A 24,505-nucleotide genomic window follows, 5' to 3' on the forward strand; every position below is an offset into this window, starting at 1 on the left:
GCTCTCCGGGGGCCTTCCCTCACGTGCGCGTCAATGCGGCACCGTACGCGTCGGACCTGCGCGTCAGACCTGTGCGCGCTCCTCGACGACCTTCATGATCTTGGCGATCGCCTCGTCGACCGGGATGCCGTTCTCCTGCGAGCCGTCGCGGTAGCGGAAGGAGACGGCGCCGGCCGCCATGTCCTCGTCGCCCGCGATGACCATGAAGGGCACCTTCTGCTTCTGGGCGTTGCGGATCTTCTTCTGCATACGGTCGGAGGAGCCGTCGACCTCGACCCGCAGACCCTTCTTCTTCGCCTCGGTGGCGAACTTCTGCAGGTACTCCACGTGCGCGTCGCCGATCGGGATGCCGACCGCCTGCACGGGCGCCAGCCAGGCCGGGAACGCGCCCGCGTAGTGCTCGAGGAGCACCGCGAAGAAGCGCTCGATGGAACCGAACAGCGCGCGGTGGATCATCACCGGACGCTGCTTGGAGCCGTCGGGGCCGGTGTACTCCAGGTCGAAGCGTTCCGGCAGGTTGAAGTCCAGCTGCACGGTCGACATCTGCCAGGTCCGGCCGATCGCGTCCTTGGTCTGGACGGAGATCTTCGGACCGTAGAAGGCGGCGCCACCCGGGTCCGGGACGAGCGGGAGGCCCTGCTTCTCGGCCACCTGCCGCAGCGTCTCGGTGGCCTCCTCCCAGACCTCGTCGGAGCCGACGGACTTCTCCGGGTCCTTGGTGGAGAGCTCCAGGTAGAAGTCGGTCAGGCCGTAGTCGCGCAGCAGGTTCAGGACGAAGGTGAGCGTCTTGTCGAGCTCCTCCGCCATCTGCTCCTTGGTGCAGTAGATGTGCGCGTCGTCCTGTGTGAAGCCACGGGCGCGGGTCAGGCCGTGCACGACGCCCGACTTCTCGTACCGGTACACGGTCCCGAACTCGAAGAGGCGCAGCGGCAGTTCACGGTACGAGCGGCCGCGCGCGTCGAAGATCAGGTTGTGCATCGGGCAGTTCATGGGCTTGAGGTAGTAGTCCACGCCCTCGTCGAGCTGCATGGGCGGGTACATGCCGTCGGCGTACCAGTCCAGGTGGCCCGAGGTCTCGAAGAGCTTCCCCTTCGTCGCGTGCGGGGTGTAGACGAACTCGTAGCCCTCTTCCTCGTGGCGGCGCCGCGAGTAGTCCTCCATGACCCGGCGGATGATGCCGCCCTTGGGGTGGAAGACGGCGAGGCCCGAGCCGATCTGGTCCGGGATGGAGAAGAGGTCCAGCTCGTTGCCCAGCTTGCGGTGGTCGCGCTTCTCGGCCTCCACGAGGAAGTCGAGGTGCGCCTTCAGCTCCTCCTTGGAGGGCCAGGCGGTGCCGTAGATGCGCTGGAGCATCGGGTTCTTCTCGCTGCCGCGCCAGTACGCGGCGGCGTTGCGCATGAGCTTGAACGCCGGGATGTTGCGGGTGGTGGGCAGGTGGGGACCGCGGCAGAGGTCCTTCCAGCACAGCTCGCCGGTCTTGGCGTCGAGGTTGTCGTAGATCGTCAGCTCGCCGCCGCCGACCTCGACGTCCGCGCCGTCGTCCGAGGACGCGGAGCCCTTGATGCCGATGAGCTCCAGCTTGTACGGCTCCGCGGCGAGTTCCTCGCGGGCGTCCTCGTCGGTGACCACACGACGGGAGAAGCGCTGGCCACGCTTCTGGATCTCCTGCATCTTCTTCTCGATGGCCTTGAGATCCTCGGGCGTGAACGGCTTCTCGACGTCGAAGTCGTAGTAGAAGCCGTCCTTGACCGGCGGGCCGATGCCCAGCTTGGCCTCGGGGAAGAGCTCCTGCACGGCCTGTGCCATGACGTGCGCGGTGGAGTGGCGCAGGATGTTGAGGCCGTCCTGGGAGGAGATCTCGACGGGCTCGACCTCCTCGCCGTCCCGCACCTCGTACGCGAGGTCCTTCAGCTCGCCGGCCACGCGGGCCGCGACGATGGTGCGCTCGCCGGTGAAGAGGTCGGCGGCCGTAGTGCCCGTCGTCACCACGCGTTCTTCCCGCTCGGAATCGCGTTGGATGATCACACGGACGTCTGACACCGGTCTCTCCTGACTGAAGGGGGCAAGCTCACCCAGTGGGCATGGCAGTGCAATGCCTGCCCGGCGATCCTACCGAGCCCGGGGCACCCTCCGCGAAACGGTTGGCGGCAAAGCTCCACAAAGCCCTCAGTCCCCGCTGCACGCCTCCTCGAAGAAGTCCAGGTTCTCCTGGAGCGACTTCATCAGCCGGTCCCGCTCGGCCTCGTCCACCTGCACCGGTACGACCCCGGAGGCGTCGGTGAGCCTGCGGAAGCCGCCGCGGCTCTCCAGCCGCCCCAGCACCCGCACCGGCAGCCCCACCAGATGGGCGTGGCCCGCTATCCGGTACGCCTCCTCGTCGAGCGTCATGCGGACGTGCTGGACCTCCGCTCCCGCGATCACCCGCAGCCGTACGGTGCCCTCGCCGCGCGGCTGGGACCTGCGCATCCGCACCACGGCACCGGTGAGACGCACCGGTACGGACGGCTCGGCGCGCAGATAGCGGGCCCCGGCCTCGCGCAGGACGGGCAGGTCACCGGGCGAGAACTCGACGGCCTCGTCGGGCGCCGCACAGCCCTCGGGGACCCCGGCGGCGGGCGCCCACTCGACGGCGATCCGGGCGCCTTCCGTGCCGCGCACGAGGGCGACGACGGCCTCGGTGAGTTCATGGCTGACGCCCGCCTCGACGGCCGCGTCGAAGGCGTCCATGCCGCCGGTGGCCCGCTGGTAGTCGATGGCCTCGCGGGCGGCGTACAGCGCCTGGTGCAGGCGTACGGACAGCGGCCGGCCGGTGTCGACGGGCACGAAGGCGGTGAGCCGGCGCCCGCCGGGGTCGGCGCCGACCAGGACGTTCTCCAGGGAAGCGGCGGCGGGCCTGCGGTGGCGGGCGCCGTAATAGCCCGCACGCGCACGTGTGGCGAGCGCCGCCGCGAGCAGCATCGAGCGGGCGGCCGAGCGCAGCCGCTCCTCCACGCTCCAGGACGTGGCGCCCACGGGCCCGGTCGGCACGTCGCGCCACCAGCGGATCTCGTCGCTGGGCACGGCGAGGGCGACCAGCACGTCGCGTGCGGACGGCGCGCCGCTGCGGGAGAGCGCGACGAGCGCCTCGCCGAGGAGGTCGTCGCTGTCGGGGAAGGCCCGGTTCTCCGGCACGAGCAGGCTCGTGCCGCCGCCACCGGGCCCGGGTGGGGTCCATCGGCCGTACCGTCCGGCCGCTCCGCCGCGGCGCTGCCAGCCGTGGCGGTGCAGCAGCGCGCTGAGGACGGCGGGGTCGACCTGGCCCGGCTCGGGCGGCTCGGTCCAGTGGGTCTCGACGGGGTGCGGCCTGACCGGCCGGAGCGGTTCGCCGATGGAGTCGATGGGGCGGTGTGTCAAGGTTTCCCTCCCGTCCCGACCCTCGTCATGATCTCGCAGAGCGCCCTGTCGTCGAAGATGCGCGAGGTCGGTATACGCACGGTGGTCCGGCGCCGGCCGGTGATCGCGTGGCCGGCGAGGTTGATCCAGTAGCAGCAGTGCCGCAGGTCGAGGCGGTCGTGGCTGGCGCGCAGCCAGTCGTCCTGGGACCTGGGCACGAGCATCACGACCAGGATCTTGTGCACCGAGACCGGGGTGCGGGCGAGCTTCGCCAGGTGCTCGTTGTCGAGCGTGAAGGAGAAGGCGGGCCCGGGCGGGTTCGGCGGGATCTGGTACGTGCACTTGAGCTGCACCTTGATGGTGACTTCGTCGTCGACCGTGTGCCCGGGGGCGCTGTGGCTGACGTGCCAGTCGATGCCGTTGTCGGGAAAGGGCTGGGACAGCGAACAGCCCGCCGCGGCCGCGACGGCGTGCAAGTAGCCCACCTGCAAGGTCTCCATGCAGGCGGTGGTGGCGAGTGTGCCGCGATGGGGTGCCGTCCGCTGGGGCAGCAGCCCGCCCCGCTCGGGCTGCGCGAGTGCCATGAGTCCAACAGCCTTCCAAGCCAAGTGATTCCCCGCGACGGGCCGCTGAACTGCAAAGACCCGTACCTGTGTTGTCTCCTTCCGGCGTACGGCGCAAACAGCCCGGGTATCACCAAACGGGCAGAAGACGGTGCGTCAGCTGCCGTGGGTGAACGAGGAGTTGTGTACGTATGACGTGCTGGTACGAAGGCCCCTTGGCCGCGTTCGACACGGAGACCACGGGCGTGGACGTCGAGACCGACCGGATCGTGTCGGCCGCCGTCGTCGTCCAGGACGCCGCGGGTTCCCGGCCCCGGGTGACCCGCTGGCTGGTGAACCCGGGAGTGCCGGTGCCCGCGGGTGCGACGGCGGTGCACGGGCTGACAGACGAACACCTTCAGCGCAACGGCCGCTGGCCGTCGCCGGTGATGGACGAGATAGCCAGGGTGCTGGGCGAACAGGCCGCGGCGGGCCGCCCGCTCGTCGTGATGAACGCGCCGTTCGATCTGACGCTCCTGGACAGGGAGTTGCGCCGCCATCGCGCCACCAATCTCGACCGGTGGTTCGAGCCGGCGCCGCTGCGTGTGCTCGATCCGCGGGTACTGGACAAGCATCTGGACCGCTATCGCAAGGGCCGCCGCACCCTGACCGACCTGTGCGCGCACTACGACGTGGTACTGGAGGGCGCGCACGACGCGGCGGCGGACGCACTGGCCGCGATGGAGGTCGTACGAGCGGTGGGGCGTCGTTTCGCCACCAGGCTGGAGCGGCTCTCCCCCGCCGAACTGCACACCCTGCAGTCGGTGTGGCACGCGGCACAGGCGCGCGGCCTTCAGGCGTGGTTCGCGCGCAGTGGTTCACCGGAGGCGGTGGATCCGGCGTGGCCGCTGCGCCCGGAACTGCCGGCGGCGGCCTGAGCCCGCGCGGGACAACGAAAAACCGGTCCGTCTGTGACGGACCGGTCTTCTCCGGGTGGGCGATACTGGGTTCGAACCAGTGACCTCTTCGGTGTGAACGAAGCGCTCTCCCACTGAGCTAATCGCCCGGGAACGCACTGAACAATACAGGTCCCTGCGGGTGTGGTTCAAACCGCTTCGCGGTGAGCCGTCAGTCACCCGTGAGTCGGGCCGCCAGTCCGCGCTGTCCCGCGCGCATCATCAGGGCGTGGTTGGCGCGGAACACCGGCCGTCCCGGCACCGCGAGCCGCCGCAGCAACGGCTTGCTCACGTCGACCTCCTGGTCGTACTGGGCGCGGGTGCCGGACCCGGCGGTGGTGAGCGTCCAGCGCGCCCAGCCGTCGAGGTCGCCCGCCATCGCGATCTCCAGGACCCCGGCCGCCGGGTCGCGGCGCAGCTCGCGTGCCGTGAACACCAGGTCGTACGGCAGGAACGAGCGGATGCGCATGGTGCCGCTGCGCTCGTCGATCCGAGTCACCTCACGGACCTGGGGCCACCAGCGCGGGTAGTCCTCGGCCTGTTCGAGAACGGGGTAGACCTCGGAGGGCGGCGCGGGCAGGGCCCACACACTGCGGAAGCGGTAATGGCTCCAGTCCATGGACGGAGTGTGCCCGACCGGGCATCTGAGTACGGCATGAGTACGCGCACTCATGCCGGAGAAGGTGACCGAGACCACACTCCCGGAATATGACCCACCTTCCGCCCCCGGCCGAGGAGTTGCGGCTCCTGGACACCGAGCTGCGGCAACTCGACGCGCGCCGGGCCCTGTTGCTGGCGCGCCGCGCCTGGCTGATCACCGCGCTCCGGCCGCCCGTGGCTCCGCCGCCTCCACCCCCGCCCGTACGCCGGCCCGAGACCACGGCACCCCGCGTCCAGAACGTGCTGCTCGTTCTCGGCGGCGCCCTCCTGACCATCGCCGCGATCGCGTTCACGCTGGTCAGCTGGGGCCGGATGGGGATCGCCGGGCGGGCGCTGGTACTGGGCGCGGTGACGCTGGCCGCACTCGGCTCACCCGTGCTCCTGCTCCGGCACAGGCTGCGCTCGACGGCGGAGGCCGTGGCGGGGCTGGGACTCGCGCTGACGGTCCTGGACGTGTACGTGCTGCACGAGGTCGCACTCCCCGACACGAACGGCCTGGGCTACGCGGCCATCGCGTCGGCCCTGTTGGCGGCCCTGTGGACGGCGTACGGACGCGCACTCGGCGGGACGCGCCGGCCGACCGGTGAAGCGGCCGCCCCCGCGCGGCTCACGTTGCGCCTGCCCCTGCCGACGGCGCTGGCCGCCGCGCAGCTCCCGCTGATCCTCTGGGCGGCCGCGGCCGACGCGGGCGCCCCCGTCATGACGGGGGCGCTGCTGGTCACGGCCGCGCTCGACACGGCCGTCGCGCTCCGGGTGCCCGTGCGGTCCGTATGTCTCGTCGCCGCCCTGGGCGCGTACGGCCTGGGCGGCTGGGGCTCCTTCGCGGCCGGCTGGCTGTCCTGGACGGCCACCGGTCCGAGCGCCGTCGCCCGTGCGGCGGCGCTCCTCCTCTTCGCGGCGGCGGTCGCTCTGGCGGCGGCGTGGCGGCTGCCGGACACGAACGTCGCCACCTGGGTCGCCTCGGCCGGCGGCCTGCTCACGGTCGCCGCGCTCGGTGGCGTCCCGCGCTCGTCGCTGCCGGGCGAGTGGACGGTTCCGGGGTATCTGGTCTGCGCCGTGGCCGTGTTGGCGGCCGTACGCACCCGGCTCCCCGAGCCGATGAGGCGTGGCCTCGCCCTGGCGGCCGCCTCCGTGCAGGCGGTCGCGGTGGTGTGGGCGCTGCCGCCGGTCGCCGTCGCTCTGCTGGGCCCGGTGGCCCGGGTGGGACGGGTCTGGACCGGGGCCCCCTCGACCGCGCGTGAGGCGGTCACGACCGTCGGCGTCCCCTGGCCTCCGTACGCGGCCACGGCCCCGCTCGTCCTCGTGGTCGTCGCCACCGTCCTCGCCGTGGCCGTCCGCGGTACGAAGTGGCGCCCCAGGGCGACGATCGGCGCGTCGGCCCTCGTCTGGGCTGCCGCGCTCGTCCTTCCCGCGGCCCTCGACATCCCCTACTGGGCCGGGATGTCGGCGCAAGGACTCACGATCGTGGCGGCGCTGGCGTGCGTCGCCCGCTCGGCGGAGCCGCGCCCGGTCCTCTTCCTCCCGGCCCTTGTGAGCTCGGTGAGCCTCGCGTGCCTCTCCCTCGCCGCCGAGGGCACGACCCTCGGCGTCCTCGCCGCGCTGACCGTGCTGTTCGCCGCCGTGTCCGGGCGCTCGCGCCTCGCCCCGGTCGCCGCCCTCGCGTACGCCACGGCGCTGGCCTGTGCCGTGGGCGCGTCCCTCGGCTGGCAGTCGCCGTACATCGCGCTGCTGGTCCTCCTCGTACCGGTCGTCGCGGCTCTGCTCGCGGCACGCCTCGCGGGCTCCCCCGCGCGTGTGCCCGTCGAGGTGACGGGCGCCGTCGCCGGGCTGCTCGCCGTCGGCCTCGCGGTGCCCGACCCGCCGTTGCTGGCCCTGGTGCTGGCCCTGTGCGCGGTGATCGCCGCGGGCACCGCCGTACGGGAGGACCGGCGGCCCGCCGGTTACGCGGCCACCGCCCTGTTCGTGCTGGCCGCCTGGGTCCGGCTGGCGTGCTGGGGCGTCGGCTCCGTCGAGGCGTACACACTGCCGGTGACCGTGCCGGCGCTGCTGGTGGGGGCGTTCGGGCGCCGAAAGGATCCGCTGACCTCGTCCTGGACGGCGTACGGAGCGGGGCTGTCCGTCACGCTTGTGCCGAGTCTCCTGACGGCGTGGATCGACCCGGACTGGCCGCGCCCCCTGCTGCTCGGTGTCGCGGCCCTCGCGGTCACCCTCGTGGGTGCCCGGCACCGGCTGCGGGCCCCGCTCGTCCTCGGGGGTGGCGTGCTCGCGCTGGACGCCCTGCACGAACTCGCCCCGTACCTCGTGCAGATGGCGGGCGCGCTGCCGCGTTGGGTGCCTCCCGCACTCGCCGGTCTGGTGCTGCTCGCACTCGGTGCGACGTACGAGCAGCGGATCCGGGACGCGCGACGCGTGCGGGAGGTCCTCGGACGGATGCGCTGAAGGGACGGTCCGAAACCGCGGCCGCGTCGTGGCCGGTCGCGCCCACGCGGCGGAGCCGCATATGTCACAGCCCCGCGCCCCTGAAGGGGCGCGGCAGAACTCCCGGTTCAACGGATTCGCCCAGCGCCGATGGCCCTACGGCATCTTGTCGCCGAGCAGTGCCAGGTTCTCGATGGCGGCGAGGCCGTACAGGGCGCTGTCGTTCGAACTGACCCAGTTGGCCTCGCTGCCGGGAACCAGCGTGACCGGGCCGCTCAGCGGCTCGGTCTTCCAGGGCGAGGACTCCATGTAGCCGTCGGAGCTGTAGAACTTCGTCCACGCGCGCTTGGCGAGCGTCGCGTCGCCGGCCTGGACGGCGGCGTACGCGTCGAGGCGCGAGTGGCCCTGGAACAGCAGCAGGGAGCCGAAGTTGGAGCCGTAGCGCGCCGCCTGTTCGGTCTTGGTGGCGTTGAAGTAGCGGCAGTAGTCGAGGTAGACCTCCTTGAACTTCGGCATGTCGACCAGGTCGATCAGCTCGGCGCACAGTTCGTTGAGGCCGAAGACGGCGGAGAGATGCGAGACCGAGACGACCGGCGCGGAGGCGACGGCGAACCTGCCGGTGTCGAGGTCGTACAGCCCGCTGCCCTGGACGAAGCCGTTGGGCTGGGCGGCGATCGTCTCCATCGTGGACAGCACGCGCGCCTTGGCCTTCTCCCACTTCGGGCCCTTGCGCTCCCACTCCGTGAGCCAGGCCGAGACCAGACCGCTCCAGTCGGTGCCGAAGCCGATGGACAGGGCGTGCCGGTCGGGGGTGTACGGCTCGGTGCGGATCTTGCGGATCGGGTCGAGGACGAGGAAGGTCTCGTCGGAGTCGACGTTGGCGTGCATGAGGTCGCCGACCCGCTCGTCGGCGGTGAGGTAGTAGTAATAGCGGCGGTACGTGGTGTTGGCGATGCGCTGCTGTTTGGCGCTGTCGGCGTAGTGCTGCACGCCGTGCCGGGTGCCGAGGCCCGCCCACTGGCCGAGGTGGTAGACGTCGACCTCGCCGGTGTGCCGGGTGAGCGCCTCGGCGAAGCGGAAGATGTCCGAGCGGCCCGAGCGGAGATAGGCCATCCAGAGCCAGATGTCGGGCGACAGCTCGGAGTTGTCCCAGGCGTAGCCGCCGACGTCGTAGCGCCACTGGTGGCGCACGGTGTCGTACGAGTGCATGAAGTCGCCGTAGTCCCAGAAGCCGTACCAACGGCGCATCTCCACCTGGTCCTTGTAATAGGTGAAGAGGAAGTCGAGATGGTCCTCGATCTTCGCCTTGGCGGCGGTGGAGCGGTCCGGTTCGGAGAAGAGGCCGCCGAAGACCTTGGCCTTGATGAGCTGCTTGGGCGGGGCGGCGAGCTGCGGCAACACCCGTACGGCCGCGACCTGTTCGGCGAGCGTCTCGGGCGTGGGCGTCGACTCGTTGGCCCAGAAGAGGAGTTCGGAGGTGCGGGCGATGCCGTAGGGGGTGCCGAACTCGGGTTCGTAGTCCTCGTAGGTGATGTTGAGGCCTTCGAGCTGCTCGGCGTAGGTGTCCTGGCCCATGCCGTCGTGGTAGAAGCGCAGGTCCATGGGCTGCGCCTCGGGCGACCAGAGCCAGAGGGTGACCTCGGCCTCGTCGGTCGCCGCGTCGCGGATGTCGAGCTGTGCCGGGTACTTCTCCCAGAAGTTCCTGAGGCCGAAGGAGAGACCGCCGCTCGCCCCGCCGACGTAGCCGAACCCGCTCGCCCGGTGTCCACCGCCCGCGCCGATCCAGCCGTGCCCCTTCTTGGTGCGCTTGCGCAGGGTGAAGCCGTCGGCGGAGAGCTGGGAGAGGGTGTAGTCGCCCCACTGGGGGATGTACTGGAGGCGGGTCGTCACCCGCTGGTCCCAGGTGGAGGGGTCGGGCAGCTTCTCGCCCGCGAACTGGGCCGCCTGCACGGCCGCGCCCGGGTCGCGGCGCAGCCCGGTGATGCCCTGCACGGCCTCCCGCAGCAGACCGGAGCCGTCGCCGCCGATGCGGATGTGCCGGTCGTACGCCGCGTCGCGCATCGGCACGTTGAAGCGGACGCCGAGGCCGCGGATGAAGTCGCCGCTCGTCTTCCCCGGCTCCTGCTTCCCGTCGAAGGTGATGGTGTGCACCATCCGGAAGGAGTCGGCACCCGCGTAGAAGTACAGCCGGATCGAGAACGGCAGCCAGCTGCGGCTGCCCTTGCGGTGCTTGCCGTCGATGCGGACGACGGCACGGACCGGGCCCTCCTGCTCGACCGTGACCTCGGCGATGACGCTCTCGAACCGCTCGTACTTCTCCGCGCCCTGGTCGTCGTCCTCGATCTCGGGCTGGCGGATCAGCACCAGCCGGCCGTCCTTGGCGATCTCGGTGGAGCCGCGCTTCACCGATTTGACCAGGGTGGAGCCGCTCTTGCCGATCTTCGCGGTGATGACGCCCGTCGAGATGTCGATGGTGCCGCCGCTCTTGTCGACGGTCACCGACGTGTCGGGGGCGGCGGGCGCGCCGGCGGCGAGCGTGAGCTTTCCGGAGCCGGAACTGACCGCGTGCGCCGTCCACTTGAGGGAGCCGTCCGGCCAGTACGCGATCGGCCAGGACTGCACCGGCACGTCCTTGCCTGAGGCGTCGGTGAGCGCGAAGGTCTGGTCCTGCTGGTACGCGCCCTTCGGCCAGGGCACGCCGACGGTGGAGCCGGGGGCGGCACCAAGGGCGCCGTCCTCCAGCCAGTCCAGGGTCACGGGGTCGGTGTCGGCGGCCTCGGATCTGGCGGCGGCCTGCGCGTTCGTGCTTCCCAGGGCCCAGCTGAACTGTGCGGCGGCTCCGGCGACTGCGGCCGCCTTCAGCAGGGACCTGCGGGGGATGGGGGACATGGCCTTTCCTTTCCGTGCGGGGAAGTCAGGGGCATGACAGAGCGAGGTACGACGCCGGGGGCGCCGACCTGCGAGGAGCTCAGTGGCGGCGGTGGCGTGCCTCGACGGCCACGGCCGCCGCCGCGACGGCCCCCAGGACGGGGACCGCGAGCGGCGCGACGAACAGGGCGGAAGCGACCACGACGGCCAGTCCGCCCACGAGCAGGAATGAGCCGGCCGGATCGAGGACCGTACGGCGTCCCGCCTCCGCGAGCAGCGCCCGCCAGGAGGCGCCGGGTTCCCAGACGGCCGCCGCGCGCAGCCCGGCCACGACGAGGCCGATCAGGGCGAAGAGACCGACGGCCCCGACGAGCGGGCCACCGGGGATGCCGGCGCGCACGGCCTGGACGTCCACCCAGACCGCGGCGGCCGCGGCCCAGCCGGCGACGCCGGCGATCCAGCCGCCCCGGACGGCGGCCCGGAAGTCGACGACGAACTCCCTCAGGCCGCCCGCCTCGTGGGACGTACGCCGCCGCAGATGCCGTGCGCCGGCCGCGAACGCGGCGGGGTAGGTGACCAGCGGCAGCGAGGCCACCGCGATCCACACCCCGGTGAGCAGACACTCGGCGAACACGCCGAAACGCTCGGCGAAGACGGACTCGCGAGGTGCCTTGCGCGCCTTCGCCCGCCTCTTGCGCTCCGCCCGCGCCCGCAGTTGGCTGGTGGCCATCTCAGCCCTTCAATCCGGAGGTCGCCATACCGTCGATCAGGTAGCGCTGGAAGGCGAGGAAGAAGAGGAGCACGGGCAGCAGGGCGACCAGTGACATCGCGATCATGCCGCCGTAGTTGGCGACGCCTTCCTGGTCGCGGAACATCATCATGCCGAGCGAGACCGTGTACTTGCTGGGCTCGTTGAGGTAGATCAGCGGGCCCATGAAGTCGTTCCAGGCGTTGATGAAGGTGAAGATCGCGCTCGTGATGAGGGCGGGGCGGCACAGCGGCAGCACGATCGACCAGTAGATCCGCAGATGGCCACAGCCGTCGAGCCGGGCCGCCTCGTCCAGTTCGCGCGGCAGGTTCCGCATGAACTGGACCATGAGGAAGACGAAGAACGCCTCGGTGGCCAGGTACTTGCCGATGAGCAGCGGAACGTAGGTGTTGACCAGTTCCATCTTCTGGAACATCACGTACTGCGGGATCAGCAGCACGTGATACGGCAGCAGGAGCGTGCCGATCATGAGCGAGAACAGCAGGTTCCGCCCGGCGAACCGGATCTTGGCGAAGGCGTAGGCCGTCAGCGAGCAGGAGATGAGGATGCCGACGACGGAGCCGAGCGCGTAGAACAGGGAGTTCTGGAAGAAGGTCGCGATCGAGATGTCCGCGATGCCGTCGGCCAGCCCCTTGAAGTTGCCGAGGACGGGGCTGGTCGGGAACAGGTTCAGGCTGCCGATGATGTCCCGGCTGGGCTTGAACGAGGCGCCGATGACCCAGATGACGGGATAGAGGACGACCGCGAGGATCAGCAGCGCGCCGATGTGCCAGACCAGCGAGCCGGTGCGTTTGCGGCTGCCGACTTCGAGGGGCTTGCGCAGGGTGGTGCTCATCGGGCGTCCTCCTCGTAGTGCACCCACCGCTTCTGGGACCAGAAGAGGACGGCCGTCACCAACGCCACGGCGAGCAGCAGCATCCAGGCCATGGCGGACGCGAAGCCCATCTGGGACTCCCTGAAGCCCTTCTGGTACAGGTAGCAGGTGTAGACGAGCGTGGCGTCCGCCGGTCCGCAGGTGGCGTTGGAGACCACGTACGCCGAGCCGAAGATCTGGAAGGAGTGGATGGTCTCCAGGAGCACGTTGAAGAAGAGCACCGGCGAGATCATCGGCAGGGTGATGTTCCAGAACCGCCGGAACGGTCCCGCGCCGTCCACCTCGGCGGCCTCGTACAGCTCCTTCGGCACCTGCTTGAGCCCGGCGAGGAAGATCACCATGGGTGCGCCGAACTGCCAGACGGTGAGCGCGACCAGGCTGTAGAGCACCCAGTTCGGGTCGCCGACCCACCCTCCCGTGTGGAAGCCGAGGAACGACTGCGTGCGGTCCACGATGGCGTCGTCGGAGAAGAGCGCGCGCCATACGAATCCGACGGAGACGCTCGCCCCGATGAGCGAAGGGGCGTAGAAGGCGGCCCGGTAGAAGGCCTGCCCCCGTCGGCTCTGCGCGAGCAGCAGGGCCACTCCGAGCGCGAGCAGCAGCTTGAGCGGGGTGCCGATGACGACGTACTTCGCCGTCACCTCCACCGACTTCTGCCACCGCGGATCGTGGAACATCTTGGTGAAGTTGTCGAAGCCGATCCACTTCGGCGAATTGAAGAGGTTGTAGTCGGTGAACGCGAAGTAGAGGGAGGCGGCCATCGGGCCCGCGGTCAGCAGCAGGAAGCCCGCGATCCACGGGGACATGAAGAGATAGCCGGCGAGGTTTTCCCGGCGCCCCCGCCGCTTTTTGGCGGCGGGGGCCTCGGGGCGTATCTCCGGGGCGTCGGGCGGAGAGTCCTTGACGAGCGTCACGGCGGTTCCCATCAGGAGGCGAGGGCGGTCTTCGCCTCGGAGAAGAACTGCTTGACCGCGTCGGCGACCTTGGTCGTGCCCTGCGACATGTCACCGCCGATGCGCAGGAAGGCGGACTCGCAGGTGTCGGCGCCCGCCGGGTGCGGGGTGATGGTGCCGAGCACTCCGGCCGCGGCGACATCCGTCTCGTACTTCGCGATCGCCTGGTTGGGCGCGTCGGCCGGCTTGTACGCGTCGAACTGCTCGGTGGTGGCGAGGATGCCCCGGTCGTAGCCCATGATCTTGCCGACCTCGGGGTCGTGGACCATGAAGTTGATGAACTGGGCGACCTCCTTGGGGTGCTTGGTGCGGGCGGAGGCGCTCAGCATCAGGGAGGCGAGGTACTGACCGGTCTGCTTGCCGTCGGTGGTCGGGATCGGCGCGAGGCCGTAGGTGCTGGTGCCCTCGGAGGTGTAGCGGACCGTGAAGTTGTCCCAGGTGAACTCGGAGGCGCCGTGGGCCGCCGAGAGCGAGGACTTGGGCTTGTCCTGCTCGACCCGCTTGGGGTCGGTGACGATGCCCGCCTTGACCCGGTTGTAGCCGTCCGTCCACCACTCCGTCAGGTCGGCCTCGTCGAAGCCGAGTCCGTCCTTGGTGAAGAACGCCTTGCCGTTCTGCCGGAGGTAGAGGTCGTACAGGTACATGATGCTGAAGTAGCCGGTGTCGCCGGGCAGCTTCTGGGTGTCGTGGATCTTCTTGAGGGCGGCGAAGTACTCGTCCCAGGTCCAGCCCTGCTTCGGCTTGATGCCCGCCTTCTCAAACACCTTCTCGTCGATGACAAGTGACATGGTGTTGGATCCGACCGGAATACCGAGCTGCTTTCCGTCGACCTGACCGACCTTCTCGACTCCGGCGCGGAAGTTGTCGAGGCTCAGATTTCCCGCTTCTATCTGAGGCTTGAGGTCGAGCAGGATACCTCTCTTGTCGTACTTCCGCAGGAATCCGACCGCGTTCTGGAATACGTCCGGGGGATTTCCGCCGGCGGCCTGGGTCTGGAACTTCTCCCAAAAGGCCACGTAATCCTGGAAGTCGGTCTTCACCTTGATCTTCGGGTACTTCTTCTCGAAGAGCGCGATGGACTTGTTGATCCTCTTCGCCCGCTCGTCGGCACCCCACCAGGCGTACCGGATCGTGACCGTCCCGTCCCCGGAGCTGCCGCTGCCCCCGCCGCAGCCCGTCGTCGCGCCCAGCCCCAGCGTGGCCAGTGAAGCTCCGGCCGCCTTGAGGACCGTACGCCTCTCAACACTCCCGTTGTTACCCACAGTCGGGCCTCCCCGCGACGTCGTTGCCGCCTGCATGAATCGTTTCAAGTAAGCGCTTGCTGGCACAAGGTACGGAGGGCTTCCAGGCGCGTCAATGATTCGGACAGGAATTGATGTGACGCGGTTCGGCCGCGTGGCGAGGGGCGCAGGGGGCGCCGCCCCCGTCGAGGTGCCTGAATGTGCAGGTCCGGGGCGTGCGGTCGGAGTGTCGAACGGAAAACGACAGGTCGGGCGAGCGTGGGGCCAGGCCGAAAACAACTGCCGTGCGGGTGGGGATGCGGGGGCGCGGCGGGGGCGGAGGAGGGGTGGGTGGACCGAGAGTGAGGGGGGTGGGGGTGGGTTTCCGCGAGGGGGGGGGTCGAACTGGCGTACGTGCGGGTGGGGATGGTGGGGGTGGGAGCGGCGGGCAGGGGCGGGCTTCGGGGGGCTCGGGGGTCTGGACGGGGCCCTGGTAGGTCTGGACGGGCTTGGCAGGTCTTAACGGGCTTGGGCGGGTCGTGGCGACGCGGGCGACTGGTGGGCGTCCTGATGGTGGCGCGCTTGCGTTGGTCCGGTGTTCGCCCTGGTCGGCGGGTCGGTACGGGGGGCGTCCCGCGGTGCGGGACGGCTGGTGGGCGCCCGGACGGCGACTCGCTCGCGTTGGTCCGGCGTTCGCCCTGGTCGGCGGGTCGGTGTGGGGGCCCGCGACGCTGAGTAGCGATGCGGAGGTCAAGATTTCGCAGGGCAGTGCCTGCAACGCGCCCGGCGCCGGAGGGGCGAGCGGAGTCGCGTGGTCAACGTGGCTGCGCCGCAGGGCGGGACACCGTCGGTGTGGGGCGGAGCTCGGACCGAGCAGCCCTGGGGGAACGGGCATCTATCGAGGTCAGCGGCTTGGGAGAGGTTCGCCACTCGCCCGGAGTCCGCGTGCGGAGGGTGTTCGGGGGTGTGGGCGGGGCTGGGCCCGAGCGGGGTGCCGGCGCCGATTCCGATGGCGGCCGCGACCGTGACTCCGGCTCCGATCCTGACGCCCGCGCGGGGACCGCAACCGGTTCTGCCACTGGCACGGAGTGCGGTCCGTCGGTGCCGTGGGCGCGCTCTCCCGCCGCTGCGGGGTGGTGCGGAAATGACGAAGGCGACCCTGCCCACGTGGTGCGTGGAATTGGGTCGCCTGTCGTGCTGGTGGGCGATACTGGGATCGAACCAGTGACCTCTTCGGTGTGAACGAAGCGCTCTCCCGCTGAGCTAATCGCCCGGGCGCAGGGAGAACATTACCCCATGTCAGGGGGTGCCTCCGACCAGCCAAGGAGCCTCCAGGAGGACCTTCGCCCGTCCGTCATTCCTGGATGTTCCACGGCATCTGGACGCCGAACTTCCAGAGGTAGACACCACCGAGGGCCGCGACGATGACGACACCGACACTCGTGAGGACGATGTTGCGGCGCCGCACCTTCGGGTCGAGCGCCCGCTGTGTCGCCTCCGTGACTTTGCGCTTTGTCCAGCGGAGCACCAGCTGGGCCCAGACGAACTCGGTCGCCCAGATCGCCATGCCGCCGAAGATCACCAGCCAGCCGGGGCCCGGCAGCGGAAGCATGATCACGCCCGCGCCGACCACCGCGAGCCCCACCACGAAAACACCCACCTGCCAGCTCAGATGCAGCGCACGGCGGGCCTTGATGAATTCCGGCGCCCGCGATCCGAGCGGCCCTTCGATCTTCGTCTCACCATCGGCCGTGGCGACCTCGCCCGGCTCGTCACTCCCCGTATTCATACGGCCAAACCCTACCGGAGAGAAACCAGTCACCGGAATGGCCCTATCCGGCGAACGTGCTCTCGGCCGGAAGAGTTACGTAAAGACACGCAAAACACTCAGAGGGGTTTACAACGGCACCGTAGGTGGCATGTCGATTTCGCCGACGTGCGAATCCCCGAGCGCACACTGAGCGAAAGGCCCTGGCGCTTATGAACACCACGGTCAGCTGCGAGCTGCACCTGCGCCTCGTTGTGTCGAGCGAGTCCTCACTGCCTGTACCCGCAGGACTGCGGTATGACACGGCCGATCCCTACGCCGTGCACGCCACCTTCCACACCGGAGCCGAGGAAACCGTCGAGTGGGTGTTCGCCCGCGACCTCCTCGCCGAGGGCCTGCATCGGCCCACCGGTACCGGCGACGTCCGAGTCTGGCCGTCCCGGAGCCATGGCCAGGGCGTCGTATGCATCGCCCTGAGCTCCCCGGAGGGCGAGGCCCTGCTGGAAGCCCCGGCGCGGGCCCTGGAATCGTTCCTGAAGCGAACGGACGCCGCCGTGCCCCCCGGCACGGAACACCGGCATTTCGATCTCGACACGGAGCTCTCACACATCCTGGCCGAGAGCTGACGAGACCCCCATAGAGCCGCCCGGCGCCGTCCACTCGGGGAGACGGCTCGGGCCTAAACATCTGCAATGGGCACAACCGCAAGGGCACGAACACCGGCGCCGTCGCCGCGGACTCCCGCGGGGGCGGCGCCGGTGCGCGTGGTCGACGGCAGGCCTCGACGGCCCCAGCGCCGCCGCGCGTGGCCCGAACAGGCCTTCCTGCCCTGCACGGGCGAGGACGTCGGCGAGAGCCGATGAGAGCCGTTGAGGGCGCCACCCGGGGCACGGGGCAGGCGCCGGGTCGGCGCCACCCGGGGCACGGGGCAGGCGCCGGGTCGAGTCGGGCCGACAGGCAGGGCGGGGTACGCCCGGCGGACTCGCGCGCCCCACCGGGCTCAACGTCGGCCCGGACGGGGCTGAGGCTGTTCCGGAGGTGTTCAGGGTGCCGTTCGTGGCCCGTGAAACCGACCCGCGACTGACCCGCCACCGGCCCGTGACCGGCCCGCAGTCGTGGCGGACCGCGTGCAGATCGACCGCCCCCGCTCCCCCACGCCAGGAAGCCACTACCATCGGCCAGCATCGGAGGGCGCCCGCCCGACCCCCAGGCCATGGAGCGAAACGTGCTGATCACCCACGACACCCGGCGCTCCCTCGACGCCGTGGTGGACCTGGTGAACACCGCGGCGGAGAACGACACGCCGGACGGGCTCGCGGACGTCGCGTCCCTCGACGAATTCGTACGAAAGCACGGGATCAGTGATGTCGGCGTGCTGTCGGAGCAGGACCTCGCGGCCGTACGCGAGGTCCGCGGCCGGTTCGCCGGAGTCTTCGCCGCCGACGACCCCCGTACCGCCGCGGGCCTCATCAACGAGCTGGTCGCCGTCGCGGGCACCACTCCCCGGCTCACCGACCACGACGGCTACGACTGGCACGTGCACTACTTCGCGCCGGGTGCCTCCGTCGCCGACCACCTCGCGGCCGACTGCGGGATGGCGCTGGCGTTCTTCGTGGTCGCCGGAGAGCAGGACCGGCTGCGGCGCTGCGAGGCCCCGGACTGCCGGCACGCCTTCGTGGATCTCTCCCGCAACCGCTCACGCCGCTACTGCGACAGCCGGACCTGTGGAAACCGGCTCCACGTGGCGGCGTACCGGGCGCGTCGCAAGGAAGCGGCGGGCTGACGGACGCTGGACGCGCGGCGGGCTGACGGAGCCCTCGGCGGGTGACGCCAGGGGCTCCGCGTACGGCTCAGAGCAGCAGCAGGTCGTGCAGCGAAGCCATGAGCAGCAGACAGCCGATCACCGCAAGGAAGATCATCAGCGGTGGCTGGGAAAGCGCGTAGAGACAACCCCGCGGCTCCTCGGGAGGGGCGGCGGTGTCGCTCTGTGTTGTGTCCAGCATCTCGCGGCGATGATGACGCAGCCACGACCCGCTCCGCGATCAACACGCCCGGAATGACCGGGAGTTCGCCAATATCCGCGATGAGCAGGCACGAACGTGATCGTTTCCGCGCTCTCCCATGATCCTCTGTGTCGTTTCAGTCCGTCATATGCCGCGCTTCTTCAAGATCGCCTCGATGTCGCTGAAGTCGTCGTCGGAACCCGTGGCCCGGGGTGTCGTCGCGGGCCGGGCGGCCGGACGGGAGCCCTGGCTCAGCGAGGGCGCCGAGGCCGCGGGGGCCACCGCCTCCCGCTGGGCGGCCCGGGCGGCCGCCTTGCGTTCCTTCCGGGTCCCGCCGCCACGCCGCTCCACCGCCCGCGTGGTCATGAACAGCAGCCAGGCCACGCCCAGCACACCGAAGCCCGCCCATGCGGTGGGGCTGAAGGCGGTGTCGGCCAGCCAGCCGACGACTCCGGTCATCACCAGGCCGACCGGCACCAGCGAGTAGGCGGCGATGCGGGCGGCGGAGAGGAACCGCTTGCGGTAGGCCGTGACCGCGGCGATGCCGAGGCCGGCCGCGGAGACGGCGGAACAGACAGTCTCGGCAATCATCCGGTCCTCCAGGGCAGGGCTCGGCAGAGCGGGTCGGTTCGTCCCTTCCATCCTGCACCGCCCCACGCCCGATATGCCATGCTCCGGGCGGACCTCAGGGACATCTCCGGGTCGGGGTCCTCCCCAGGTCCCGGTTGGGGCACCGTCGGCAGGGCTGGGAGACTGGGTGCCATGAACGACTCCTCCGCAGCCCGCGCCACCGCCGTCCTGGACGTCTGGTGCGAACTCCAGTGCCCCGACTGCCGCAGCGCCCTCGCCGACCTGCGCGCGCTGCGCGCCCGCTACGGCGACCGTCTGGAGCTGCGGCTGCGGCACTTCCCGCTGGAGAAGCACAAGCACGCCTTCGCCGCCGCGCAGGCCGCCGAGGAGGCCGCGGAGCAGGGCCGGTCCTGGCCGTACGTCGAGGCGGTCCTCGACCGTGTCGAGGAACTGGACCGCAAGGGCGAGCCCTTCCTCATCGAGGTGGCCCGCGAACTCGGTCTGGACGCCGAGGAGTTCGACACCGCCCTGATCGACGGCAGGCACATCCTGATCGTCGACGCCGACCAGGCCGAGGGCAAGGCCATCGGCGTGACCGGCACCCCGACGTACGTCATCGGCGGCGAGCGGCTCGACGGCGGCAAGAGCCAGGAGGGCCTGCGCGAACGCATCGAGGAGATCGCCGACCGACTGCTGGCCGAGGACGCGTAGCCCTCGTTCCCGCGAAGTGGTTCAGAGCAGGTTCTTGTAGAGGTAGTACTCGCTCGTCGTATAGCCGAGTGACTCGTACAGCTTCTCCGCCGGGATGTTCCCCGCGAACACGTTGAGGCCGATGCGGTCCCTCCCGCCGGCCACCGCCCGGGCCTCGGCCAGCAGCATCAGGGTGCGCCCGTGGCCGCGGCCCCGGTGCTCGGGGTCGGTCTCGACCCCGAGCACGAACGCCGCGTCGGGCCACAGGCCCAGCCACAGCGTGCCGACCGGGGTCCCCTCGTGTTCCAGGACGCTGAGCACCGTGTTCTCGCTGGCCACTCCGTCCGGCAGGAACCGGGCGAGCCCCTGGTCCGTCTTGCGGTACGCCTCGGCCTCGGGCACGCCCCGCTCGATCTGCGAGCCGGCGAACTCCTCGCGCTCCTTCGCCAGCCAGGGCACGTACTCGGCCTCGGTCATGGGCCGGGCGACACTGCCGGCCGGCAGTTCGGGGCCCGGGCCGTCCAGGGGCTTCGTCATGACGCGGTTGCTCAGCACGTACCCGAGCGTCGTGGCGAGCCGGAGCACACCGTCCGCGTCCCCGGGCACCGACGTCTCGACGCGCTTGCAGCCCCAGCCGCGGGCCACCTCCTCGGCCGCGAGCGCGGCCACCGTGCCCCGGCCGCGCCCACGGTCGGGTTCGTCGACGTACAGCTCTCCGACTCGGGCCACGGTGGGGCCGTACTCCGGATGCGTGGAGAGGTGGATCCCGCCCACGGGACGACTGTTCACGCACACCTTGTAGCGGCGGGACAGCGCCCCGTCGGCTCCGCGCTGAAGCGGCTCGGTCGGCCGCAGGGTGGTGGTCATCAGGGGTGTTCTACCCGTCCCGTGTCCCGTCGTCATCCTGTTTTGCCGTCATCCTTCTGCGCGCCGACGTGCCAGGCGCGACCTCTACGGGTCGAGGTCGTTTCCGGCCCGCTCCTCGAAGACGCGCATGGCCTTGGCGGTCACCGGGCCCGGCGCGCCCGGGAGTTGGCGCCCGTCGACCCGGTGCACACCCTGCACGTCCCGCAGCGTGGACGTCAGGAAGACCTCGTCCGCACGCTCCAGGACATCCAGCGGAAGATCGGTCTCCCTGGCGCCGGTCCACTCGACGGCGAGCGCGCGCGTGATGCCGGCGAGACAGCCGGAGGCGACGGGCGGGGTGTGGATCTCGCCGTCGAGGACGACGAAGACGTTCGACCCCGTGCCCTCGCACAGCTGCCCGATGGTGTTGGCGAACAGCGCCTCGCTCGCGCCCTGTTCGCGCGCACGGGCCAGGGCCACGACGTTCTCCGCGTACGAGGTGGTCTTGAGGCCGGTGAGGGCGCCGCGCTCGTTACGGGTCCAGGGCACCGTGACCACGGCGGTGGAGTCGGGACGGCGGGTGGACTCGCCGAGGGCGACGAGCAGGGTCGGGCCGTGTTCGCCGCGGTCGGAGCCGAGCGGGCCGTAGCCACCGGTGTACGTGATCCGCAGTCGGCCGAGCTGCATCGGGTTGGCGTCCAGGACGGCGACGCAGGCGCGGCGCACCTCGTCGAGGTCGGGTGCGGGCAGCCCCAGGCCGCGCGCCGAGCGGGCCAGCCGGTCGAGGTGGCGGGTCAGCGCGAACGGCCGCCCCTCCACCGCCTTCACGGTCTCGAAGATGCCGTCACCCACGGTCAGTCCGTGATCGAAGACGGAGACGCGGGCGGACTCCATGTCCTGCAGACCGCCGTCGAGCCAGATCTTCACGTCAGAGAGTCCTTTCACTTTCGTACGCGTCTCCGTACTGTCCCGACGCTACCGCGAGCAGCCTGGCGGCCTTCAGCTCGGTCTCCTGCCATTCCCTTTCGGGGTCGGAGCCCCAGGTGATGCCGGCGCCGGTGCCGAAACGCAGAACGCCTTCGGCGCGGTCGTGCCAGAAGGTGCGGATGCCGACGGCGAGCTGTGCCGTGGCGCGGTCGGCGTCGACCCAGCCGATGCCGCCGCAGTAGGGGCCGCGGGGTGCGGTCTCCAGAGCCTCGATGATGGTCAGGGCGCTGGTTTTGGGGGCGCCGGTGACGGAGCCGGGCGGGAACGCGGCGGCCAGCAGTTCGGGCCAGCCGGTGTCGGCGCGCAAGTGGCCCCGCACGGTGGAGACGAGGTGGACCAGCCCGGGGTGCTTTTCGACGACGCACAGGTCGGGGACGGTGACGGTGCCGGTGGCGCAGACGCGGCCGAGGTCGTTGCGCACGAGGTCCACGATCATGACGTTCTCGGCGTGGTCCTTGTCGAGGAGGTCGGCCTCGGTGCGTCCGGTGCCCTTGATGGGGCCGGATTCGATGACGGGGCCGGTGCGGCGCAGGAAGAGTTCGGGGGATGCGGTGGCGATCTCGACGCCGTGGCGGGGCAGGCGGATCGTTCCCGCGTAGGGAGCGGGGTTGCCGCGGGCCAGCAGCGCGGTGAGGGCGTCGATGTCGGCGTCGGGGGCGAGGGGTGCGGACAGGACGCGGCAGAGGTTGGCCTGGTAGACCTCGCCGGCGGCTATGTGGGCGCGGATGCGGCGTACGCCGGCGGTGTACGCGGCGTGGTCGAGGGAGGACGTCCAGTCACCGGAGGTGGGGCCCCGCCACTGCCCGGGGACGGGGGCGGGCACGGGTTCGGTGCGTACGTCGGCGAAGCGGGCGCAGACCAGGCTGCCCTCGAAGTCGGCTGCCACGGCCCAGAAACCGGCCGAGTCCAGGGCCGCGGGATCGCTGGTGACGTCGAGGAGACCGGTCGCGACGAGGCCACCGAAACGGGCGAGAGGAGGGAGGTCGAGCACGCAGTCGAGTCTAGGTCGGGTGACCTGCGGGTGCCCTGACCGTGTCCTTTGCCGGACAGACCGCAGCACGCTGCGCAAACGCGTTTTTGTGCTGGCCCGGGAATCCGCTAGAGTTCAACACGTCGCCGGGACGCGCAAGCCGAACGGAAACGACACGCGGACGTAGCTCAGTTGGTAGAGCGCAACCTTGCCAAGGTTGAGGTCGCCAGTTCGAACCTGGTCGTCCGCTCGCAGGAAGAGGGGGATCATCCCGAACCCCCACACTCCTGGTGGAGTGGCCGAGAGGCGAGGCAACGGCCTGCAAAGCCGTCTACACGGGTTCAAATCCCGTCTCCACCTCCAAGGACGATTAGCTCAGCGGGAGAGCGCTTCCCTGACACGGAAGAGGTCACTGGTTCAATCCCAGTATCGTCCACTGGTCCGCAAGGACCCGATCCATCCGGATCCCCGCGCGATTAGCTCAGCGGGAGAGCGCTTCCCTGACACGGAAGAGGTCACTGGTTCAATCCCAGTATCGCGCACGCAGTACGCACCACCCGCACCCTCTGCAGGGTCACCTGCGCGATTAGCTCAGCGGGAGAGCGCTTCCCTGACACGGAAGAGGTCACTGGTTCAATCCCAGTATCGCGCACCAGCCGAAGCCCCCGGCCGTCTCGTACGGTCGGGGGCTTCGTCGTGTCAGGTCGTTCCTCCGGTCGTGCTCAGGAGGAGAAGAGCATGTGGCCGAAGCTCTTGTGGCGGTGGTGACCGCCGTAGTGACCGCCGCCATGGCCTCCGTGTCCGCCGTGCTGCGGGGCGCCCCACGCGGGCGCGGGCGCCGACGGGTAGGCCTGCGGGGCGGGCGGGGGCGGCGCGGGCTGCGACCACTGGGACTCCACGCGGCTCAGCGCCTCCAGCTCGCCGTAGTCGAGAAATATCCCGCGGCAGCCGCTGCACTGCTCGATCTGGACGCCATTGCGGTTGTACGTGTGCATCGGCGCATGGCACTTCGGACACTGCATGCTCGGCTCAACTCCTCGCCGTTCGGTACCGCTTCCACCAGGACAGACACTGTCCGGCCTCGAACGGTTGCACCCTACGCGGTCGGGCCCTGCGCCAACTCGGGCGGGACGGCTCGCATTCGGTCACAGGCGTCGATCACGGCCTGCTGCACCTCGTCCAAGGGGCGTTCCTCCCCCACGGACTTGGCGATCGCCAGGGCCGCGGTCTGCACGGTGAGGGCGCGGGCCGCCACGTCCAGGGCGGGCCAGGGGTCGCCGTCGGCGGGTACCGCCGGGCCGCCGGCACGTTGGTAGGCGGTCAGGAAGCGGGTCCACTCGTCGGGCGGGAGCAGGCCGCAGGCGTACCAGGCGGCCGGGCGGGCCAGGTCCCAGGTCGGGACGCCCACGCCGAGGTCGTCCACATCGATGAGGAGCCAGGGGCCGCTCGGCGCGGGGTGGCGCACGAGCTGGCCGAGATGGAGGTCTCCGTGGCAGAGGGTCCCCGCGGACGGCATGGGGGCCTCGGCGCGGGCCCAGGCGGGCAGGGTCGCCCAGGCGCGCAGCACCGGGGCGGCGGCCGGGTGCGGGCCCGCCGTCCGCAGCCGGGCGATCGCCCGGGCCGCCTTGGCGGGGCCACGCATGGGCGGCAGGCCGTCCGGCGCGGGGGTCCGGTGGAGGCGGGCCAGCAGGGTCGCGGCCGCCTCCCAGGGCGCGGCCTCGGGGGTCTGCGGGTCGACCGGGGCGCCGTACGGCCAGAAGGTGACCGGGCGGCCGTGGAGGTCGACGGGCTTCGGGCGGAGCGGGGCGAGGAGGATGCCGCTGAGGGCGGGGTGTGCGGCGAGTTCGAGACGGCGGGAGAGTTCGGCGGGGTCCGTGCCGGGGGCGTGGGCCTTGGCCACGGTGTCGCCGTGGCGGACGACGGTGCCGTCGCGGCGGTCGGCGAGGACGGAGTCGTGGTGGGTGCAGGGGGTGCCGGCGGGGTGGGCCGCGGTGCGTGCCCCGGCGGTCAGGGCGGGAAGCACGTCTGCGGTCACGGGG

At 70.7% G+C, this 24,505-nt stretch carries 22 protein-coding genes and 7 tRNA genes; 10 read left to right on the plus strand and 19 right to left on the minus strand.

Annotated features, from left to right (window positions below; genetic code table 11):
- Positions 1 to 63: 63 nt before the first annotated feature.
- From thrS to FNV62_RS12760, 3 genes are all read right to left on the minus strand, one after another.
- Positions 64 to 2,040, minus strand: a complete 1,977-nt coding sequence (gene thrS, locus FNV62_RS12750) for a threonine--tRNA ligase (RefSeq protein WP_097283914.1) — start codon at positions 2,038 to 2,040, stop codon at positions 64 to 66.
- 126 nt (positions 2,041 to 2,166) lie between these two features.
- Positions 2,167 to 3,393: a hypothetical protein gene (locus tag FNV62_RS12755; protein ID WP_143607613.1), complete on the minus strand. Its 1,227-nt coding sequence runs from the start codon at positions 3,391 to 3,393 to the stop codon at positions 2,167 to 2,169.
- Positions 3,390 to 3,956 carry a DUF4365 domain-containing protein gene (locus FNV62_RS12760; RefSeq protein ID WP_054233932.1) on the minus strand — a complete coding sequence of 189 codons (567 nt, stop codon included), beginning with the start codon at positions 3,954 to 3,956 and terminating at the stop codon, positions 3,390 to 3,392. The genes FNV62_RS12755 and FNV62_RS12760 overlap by 4 nt, the downstream gene beginning before the upstream one ends.
- 170 nt (positions 3,957 to 4,126) lie before the next feature.
- Between FNV62_RS12760 and FNV62_RS12765 the strand changes: the two genes are divergently transcribed.
- Positions 4,127 to 4,852, plus strand: coding sequence for a 3'-5' exonuclease (locus FNV62_RS12765; RefSeq protein ID WP_060902366.1), 726 nt, complete (start codon positions 4,127 to 4,129; stop codon positions 4,850 to 4,852).
- 56 nt (positions 4,853 to 4,908) lie between these two features.
- On the opposite strand, the gene FNV62_RS12770 is transcribed toward FNV62_RS12765, so the two are convergent.
- Both FNV62_RS12770 and FNV62_RS12775 read right to left on the minus strand, forming a co-directional pair.
- Positions 4,909 to 4,980, minus strand: a tRNA-Val gene (locus FNV62_RS12770).
- A gap of 62 nt (positions 4,981 to 5,042) precedes the next feature.
- Entirely contained in the window at positions 5,043 to 5,489 is a 447-nt protein-coding gene (locus tag FNV62_RS12775) for an SRPBCC family protein (protein ID WP_054233987.1), read from the minus strand.
- Positions 5,490 to 5,578: 89 nt separating this feature from the next.
- Between FNV62_RS12775 and FNV62_RS12780 the strand changes: the two genes are divergently transcribed.
- Positions 5,579 to 7,969, plus strand: a complete 2,391-nt coding sequence (locus tag FNV62_RS12780) for an SCO7613 C-terminal domain-containing membrane protein (RefSeq protein ID WP_144315230.1) — start codon at positions 5,579 to 5,581, stop codon at positions 7,967 to 7,969.
- A 135-nt stretch (positions 7,970 to 8,104) separates the two neighbouring features.
- Here FNV62_RS12780 and FNV62_RS12785 read toward each other — a convergent pair whose 3' ends face one another.
- The 7 genes from FNV62_RS12785 to FNV62_RS12815 form a co-directional block, all read right to left on the minus strand.
- On the minus strand, positions 8,105 to 10,837 hold the full coding sequence (locus FNV62_RS12785; RefSeq protein ID WP_144315231.1) for a Tat pathway signal sequence domain protein: 2,733 nt from the start codon (positions 10,835 to 10,837) through the stop codon (positions 8,105 to 8,107).
- Positions 10,838 to 10,916: 79 nt separating this feature from the next.
- Positions 10,917 to 11,546 carry a hypothetical protein gene (locus FNV62_RS12790; protein ID WP_225900250.1) on the minus strand — a complete coding sequence of 210 codons (630 nt, stop codon included), beginning with the start codon at positions 11,544 to 11,546 and terminating at the stop codon, positions 10,917 to 10,919.
- Between the two features lies 1 nt (position 11,547).
- Positions 11,548 to 12,420, minus strand: a complete 873-nt coding sequence (locus tag FNV62_RS12795) for a carbohydrate ABC transporter permease (protein WP_054233927.1) — start codon at positions 12,418 to 12,420, stop codon at positions 11,548 to 11,550.
- Entirely contained in the window at positions 12,417 to 13,385 is a 969-nt protein-coding gene (locus FNV62_RS12800) for a carbohydrate ABC transporter permease (protein ID WP_373559464.1), read from the minus strand. The genes FNV62_RS12795 and FNV62_RS12800 overlap by 4 nt, the downstream gene beginning before the upstream one ends.
- Positions 13,385 to 14,674 (minus strand): ABC transporter substrate-binding protein, encoded by a 1,290-nt coding sequence (locus FNV62_RS12805; protein WP_144315232.1) that lies wholly within the window; start codon positions 14,672 to 14,674, stop codon positions 13,385 to 13,387. The genes FNV62_RS12800 and FNV62_RS12805 overlap by 1 nt, the downstream gene beginning before the upstream one ends.
- A 1,156-nt stretch (positions 14,675 to 15,830) precedes the next feature.
- Positions 15,831 to 15,905: transfer RNA gene (locus tag FNV62_RS12810), tRNA-Val, on the minus strand.
- A gap of 81 nt (positions 15,906 to 15,986) precedes the next feature.
- Positions 15,987 to 16,421 (minus strand): TIGR02611 family protein, encoded by a 435-nt coding sequence (locus FNV62_RS12815; RefSeq protein ID WP_054230597.1) that lies wholly within the window; start codon positions 16,419 to 16,421, stop codon positions 15,987 to 15,989.
- 191 nt (positions 16,422 to 16,612) lie between these two features.
- Between FNV62_RS12815 and FNV62_RS12820 the strand changes: the two genes are divergently transcribed.
- The gene (locus tag FNV62_RS12820; protein WP_003959770.1) at positions 16,613 to 17,026 is read left to right on the plus strand and encodes an SsgA family sporulation/cell division regulator; all 414 of its coding nucleotides are present in this window, start codon (positions 16,613 to 16,615) and stop codon (positions 17,024 to 17,026) included.
- A 599-nt stretch (positions 17,027 to 17,625) separates the two neighbouring features.
- On the plus strand, positions 17,626 to 18,183 hold the full coding sequence (locus FNV62_RS12825) for a CGNR zinc finger domain-containing protein (RefSeq protein WP_054230598.1): 558 nt from the start codon (positions 17,626 to 17,628) through the stop codon (positions 18,181 to 18,183).
- 67 nt (positions 18,184 to 18,250) lie between these two features.
- Here the strand turns inward: FNV62_RS12825 and FNV62_RS54560 are convergent, their stop codons facing one another.
- Together FNV62_RS54560 and FNV62_RS12830 are read right to left on the minus strand one after the other, a co-directional pair.
- Complete coding sequence (locus FNV62_RS54560) at positions 18,251 to 18,403, minus strand: hypothetical protein (protein WP_168490065.1); 153 nt, start codon at positions 18,401 to 18,403, stop codon at positions 18,251 to 18,253.
- 144 nt (positions 18,404 to 18,547) lie between these two features.
- A complete protein-coding gene (locus tag FNV62_RS12830) occupies positions 18,548 to 18,994 on the minus strand; it encodes a hypothetical protein (RefSeq protein ID WP_097283920.1) in 447 nt (148 codons plus the stop codon).
- A 171-nt stretch (positions 18,995 to 19,165) separates the two neighbouring features.
- On the opposite strand from FNV62_RS12830, the gene FNV62_RS12835 reads away from it, so the two are divergent.
- Entirely contained in the window at positions 19,166 to 19,684 is a 519-nt protein-coding gene (locus FNV62_RS12835; RefSeq protein ID WP_054230600.1) for a DsbA family protein, read from the plus strand.
- Between the two features lie 21 nt (positions 19,685 to 19,705).
- Here the strand turns inward: FNV62_RS12835 and FNV62_RS12840 are convergent, their stop codons facing one another.
- The 3 genes from FNV62_RS12840 to FNV62_RS12850 form a co-directional block, all read right to left on the minus strand.
- Positions 19,706 to 20,530, minus strand: coding sequence for a GNAT family N-acetyltransferase (locus FNV62_RS12840; RefSeq protein WP_143607618.1), 825 nt, complete (start codon positions 20,528 to 20,530; stop codon positions 19,706 to 19,708).
- Positions 20,531 to 20,614: 84 nt separating this feature from the next.
- Positions 20,615 to 21,436 carry an aminotransferase class IV gene (locus FNV62_RS12845; RefSeq protein ID WP_097283922.1) on the minus strand — a complete coding sequence of 274 codons (822 nt, stop codon included), beginning with the start codon at positions 21,434 to 21,436 and terminating at the stop codon, positions 20,615 to 20,617.
- A gap of 1 nt (position 21,437) precedes the next feature.
- Positions 21,438 to 22,487: a chorismate-binding protein gene (locus tag FNV62_RS12850; protein WP_097283923.1), complete on the minus strand. Its 1,050-nt coding sequence runs from the start codon at positions 22,485 to 22,487 to the stop codon at positions 21,438 to 21,440.
- 156 nt (positions 22,488 to 22,643) lie between these two features.
- On the opposite strand from FNV62_RS12850, the gene FNV62_RS12855 reads away from it, so the two are divergent.
- The 5 genes from FNV62_RS12855 to FNV62_RS12875 all read left to right on the plus strand — a co-directional run bounded on the left by FNV62_RS12855 (position 22,644) and on the right by FNV62_RS12875 (position 23,121).
- Positions 22,644 to 22,716 (plus strand) — tRNA-Gly (locus tag FNV62_RS12855).
- Positions 22,717 to 22,755: 39 nt separating this feature from the next.
- A tRNA-Cys gene (locus tag FNV62_RS12860) sits at positions 22,756 to 22,829 on the plus strand.
- 1 nt (position 22,830) lies between these two features.
- Positions 22,831 to 22,902 (plus strand) — tRNA-Val (locus FNV62_RS12865).
- Between the two features lie 34 nt (positions 22,903 to 22,936).
- Positions 22,937 to 23,008 (plus strand) — tRNA-Val (locus tag FNV62_RS12870).
- Positions 23,009 to 23,046: 38 nt separating this feature from the next.
- Positions 23,047 to 23,121, plus strand: a tRNA-Val gene (locus FNV62_RS12875).
- 67 nt (positions 23,122 to 23,188) lie between these two features.
- Here the strand turns inward: FNV62_RS12875 and FNV62_RS12880 are convergent.
- Both FNV62_RS12880 and FNV62_RS12885 read right to left on the minus strand, forming a co-directional pair.
- Positions 23,189 to 23,488: a zf-TFIIB domain-containing protein gene (locus FNV62_RS12880; protein WP_054230604.1), complete on the minus strand. Its 300-nt coding sequence runs from the start codon at positions 23,486 to 23,488 to the stop codon at positions 23,189 to 23,191.
- Between the two features lie 74 nt (positions 23,489 to 23,562).
- On the minus strand, positions 23,563 to 24,501 hold the full coding sequence (locus FNV62_RS12885) for an aminoglycoside phosphotransferase family protein (RefSeq protein WP_143601081.1): 939 nt from the start codon (positions 24,499 to 24,501) through the stop codon (positions 23,563 to 23,565).
- Positions 24,502 to 24,505: the final 4 nt, after the last annotated feature.

Source organism: Streptomyces sp. RLB3-17 (genome assembly GCF_007113425.2).
Classification (GTDB): Bacteria; Actinomycetota; Actinomycetes; order Streptomycetales; family Streptomycetaceae; genus Streptomyces; species Streptomyces mirabilis_D.

What these genes read in the sequence shown, in the direction of transcription:
- FNV62_RS12780 (WP_144315230.1), top strand. Translation starts at nt 5,579, where the DNA reads ATGACCCACCTTCCGCCCCCGGCCGAGGAGTTGCGGCTCCTGGACACC.
- FNV62_RS12760 (WP_054233932.1), bottom strand. Translation starts at nt 3,956, where the DNA reads ATGGCACTCGCGCAGCCCGAGCGGGGCGGGCTGCTGCCCCAGCGGACG.
- FNV62_RS12830 (WP_097283920.1), bottom strand. Translation starts at nt 18,994, where the DNA reads ATGATTGCCGAGACTGTCTGTTCCGCCGTCTCCGCGGCCGGCCTCGGC.
- FNV62_RS12820 (WP_003959770.1), top strand. Translation starts at nt 16,613, where the DNA reads ATGAACACCACGGTCAGCTGCGAGCTGCACCTGCGCCTCGTTGTGTCG.
- FNV62_RS12815 (WP_054230597.1), bottom strand. Translation starts at nt 16,421, where the DNA reads ATGAATACGGGGAGTGACGAGCCGGGCGAGGTCGCCACGGCCGATGGT.
- FNV62_RS54560 (WP_168490065.1), bottom strand. Translation starts at nt 18,403, where the DNA reads ATGCTGGACACAACACAGAGCGACACCGCCGCCCCTCCCGAGGAGCCG.
- FNV62_RS12800 (WP_373559464.1), bottom strand. Translation starts at nt 13,385, where the DNA reads ATGGGAACCGCCGTGACGCTCGTCAAGGACTCTCCGCCCGACGCCCCG.
- FNV62_RS12775 (WP_054233987.1), bottom strand. Translation starts at nt 5,489, where the DNA reads ATGGACTGGAGCCATTACCGCTTCCGCAGTGTGTGGGCCCTGCCCGCG.
- FNV62_RS12840 (WP_143607618.1), bottom strand. Translation starts at nt 20,530, where the DNA reads ATGACCACCACCCTGCGGCCGACCGAGCCGCTTCAGCGCGGAGCCGAC.
- FNV62_RS12785 (WP_144315231.1), bottom strand. Translation starts at nt 10,837, where the DNA reads ATGTCCCCCATCCCCCGCAGGTCCCTGCTGAAGGCGGCCGCAGTCGCC.
- FNV62_RS12795 (WP_054233927.1), bottom strand. Translation starts at nt 12,420, where the DNA reads ATGAGCACCACCCTGCGCAAGCCCCTCGAAGTCGGCAGCCGCAAACGC.
- FNV62_RS12790 (WP_225900250.1), bottom strand. Translation starts at nt 11,546, where the DNA reads ATGGCCACCAGCCAACTGCGGGCGCGGGCGGAGCGCAAGAGGCGGGCG.
- FNV62_RS12765 (WP_060902366.1), top strand. Translation starts at nt 4,127, where the DNA reads ATGACGTGCTGGTACGAAGGCCCCTTGGCCGCGTTCGACACGGAGACC.
- FNV62_RS12835 (WP_054230600.1), top strand. Translation starts at nt 19,166, where the DNA reads ATGAACGACTCCTCCGCAGCCCGCGCCACCGCCGTCCTGGACGTCTGG.
- FNV62_RS12880 (WP_054230604.1), bottom strand. Translation starts at nt 23,488, where the DNA reads ATGCAGTGTCCGAAGTGCCATGCGCCGATGCACACGTACAACCGCAAT.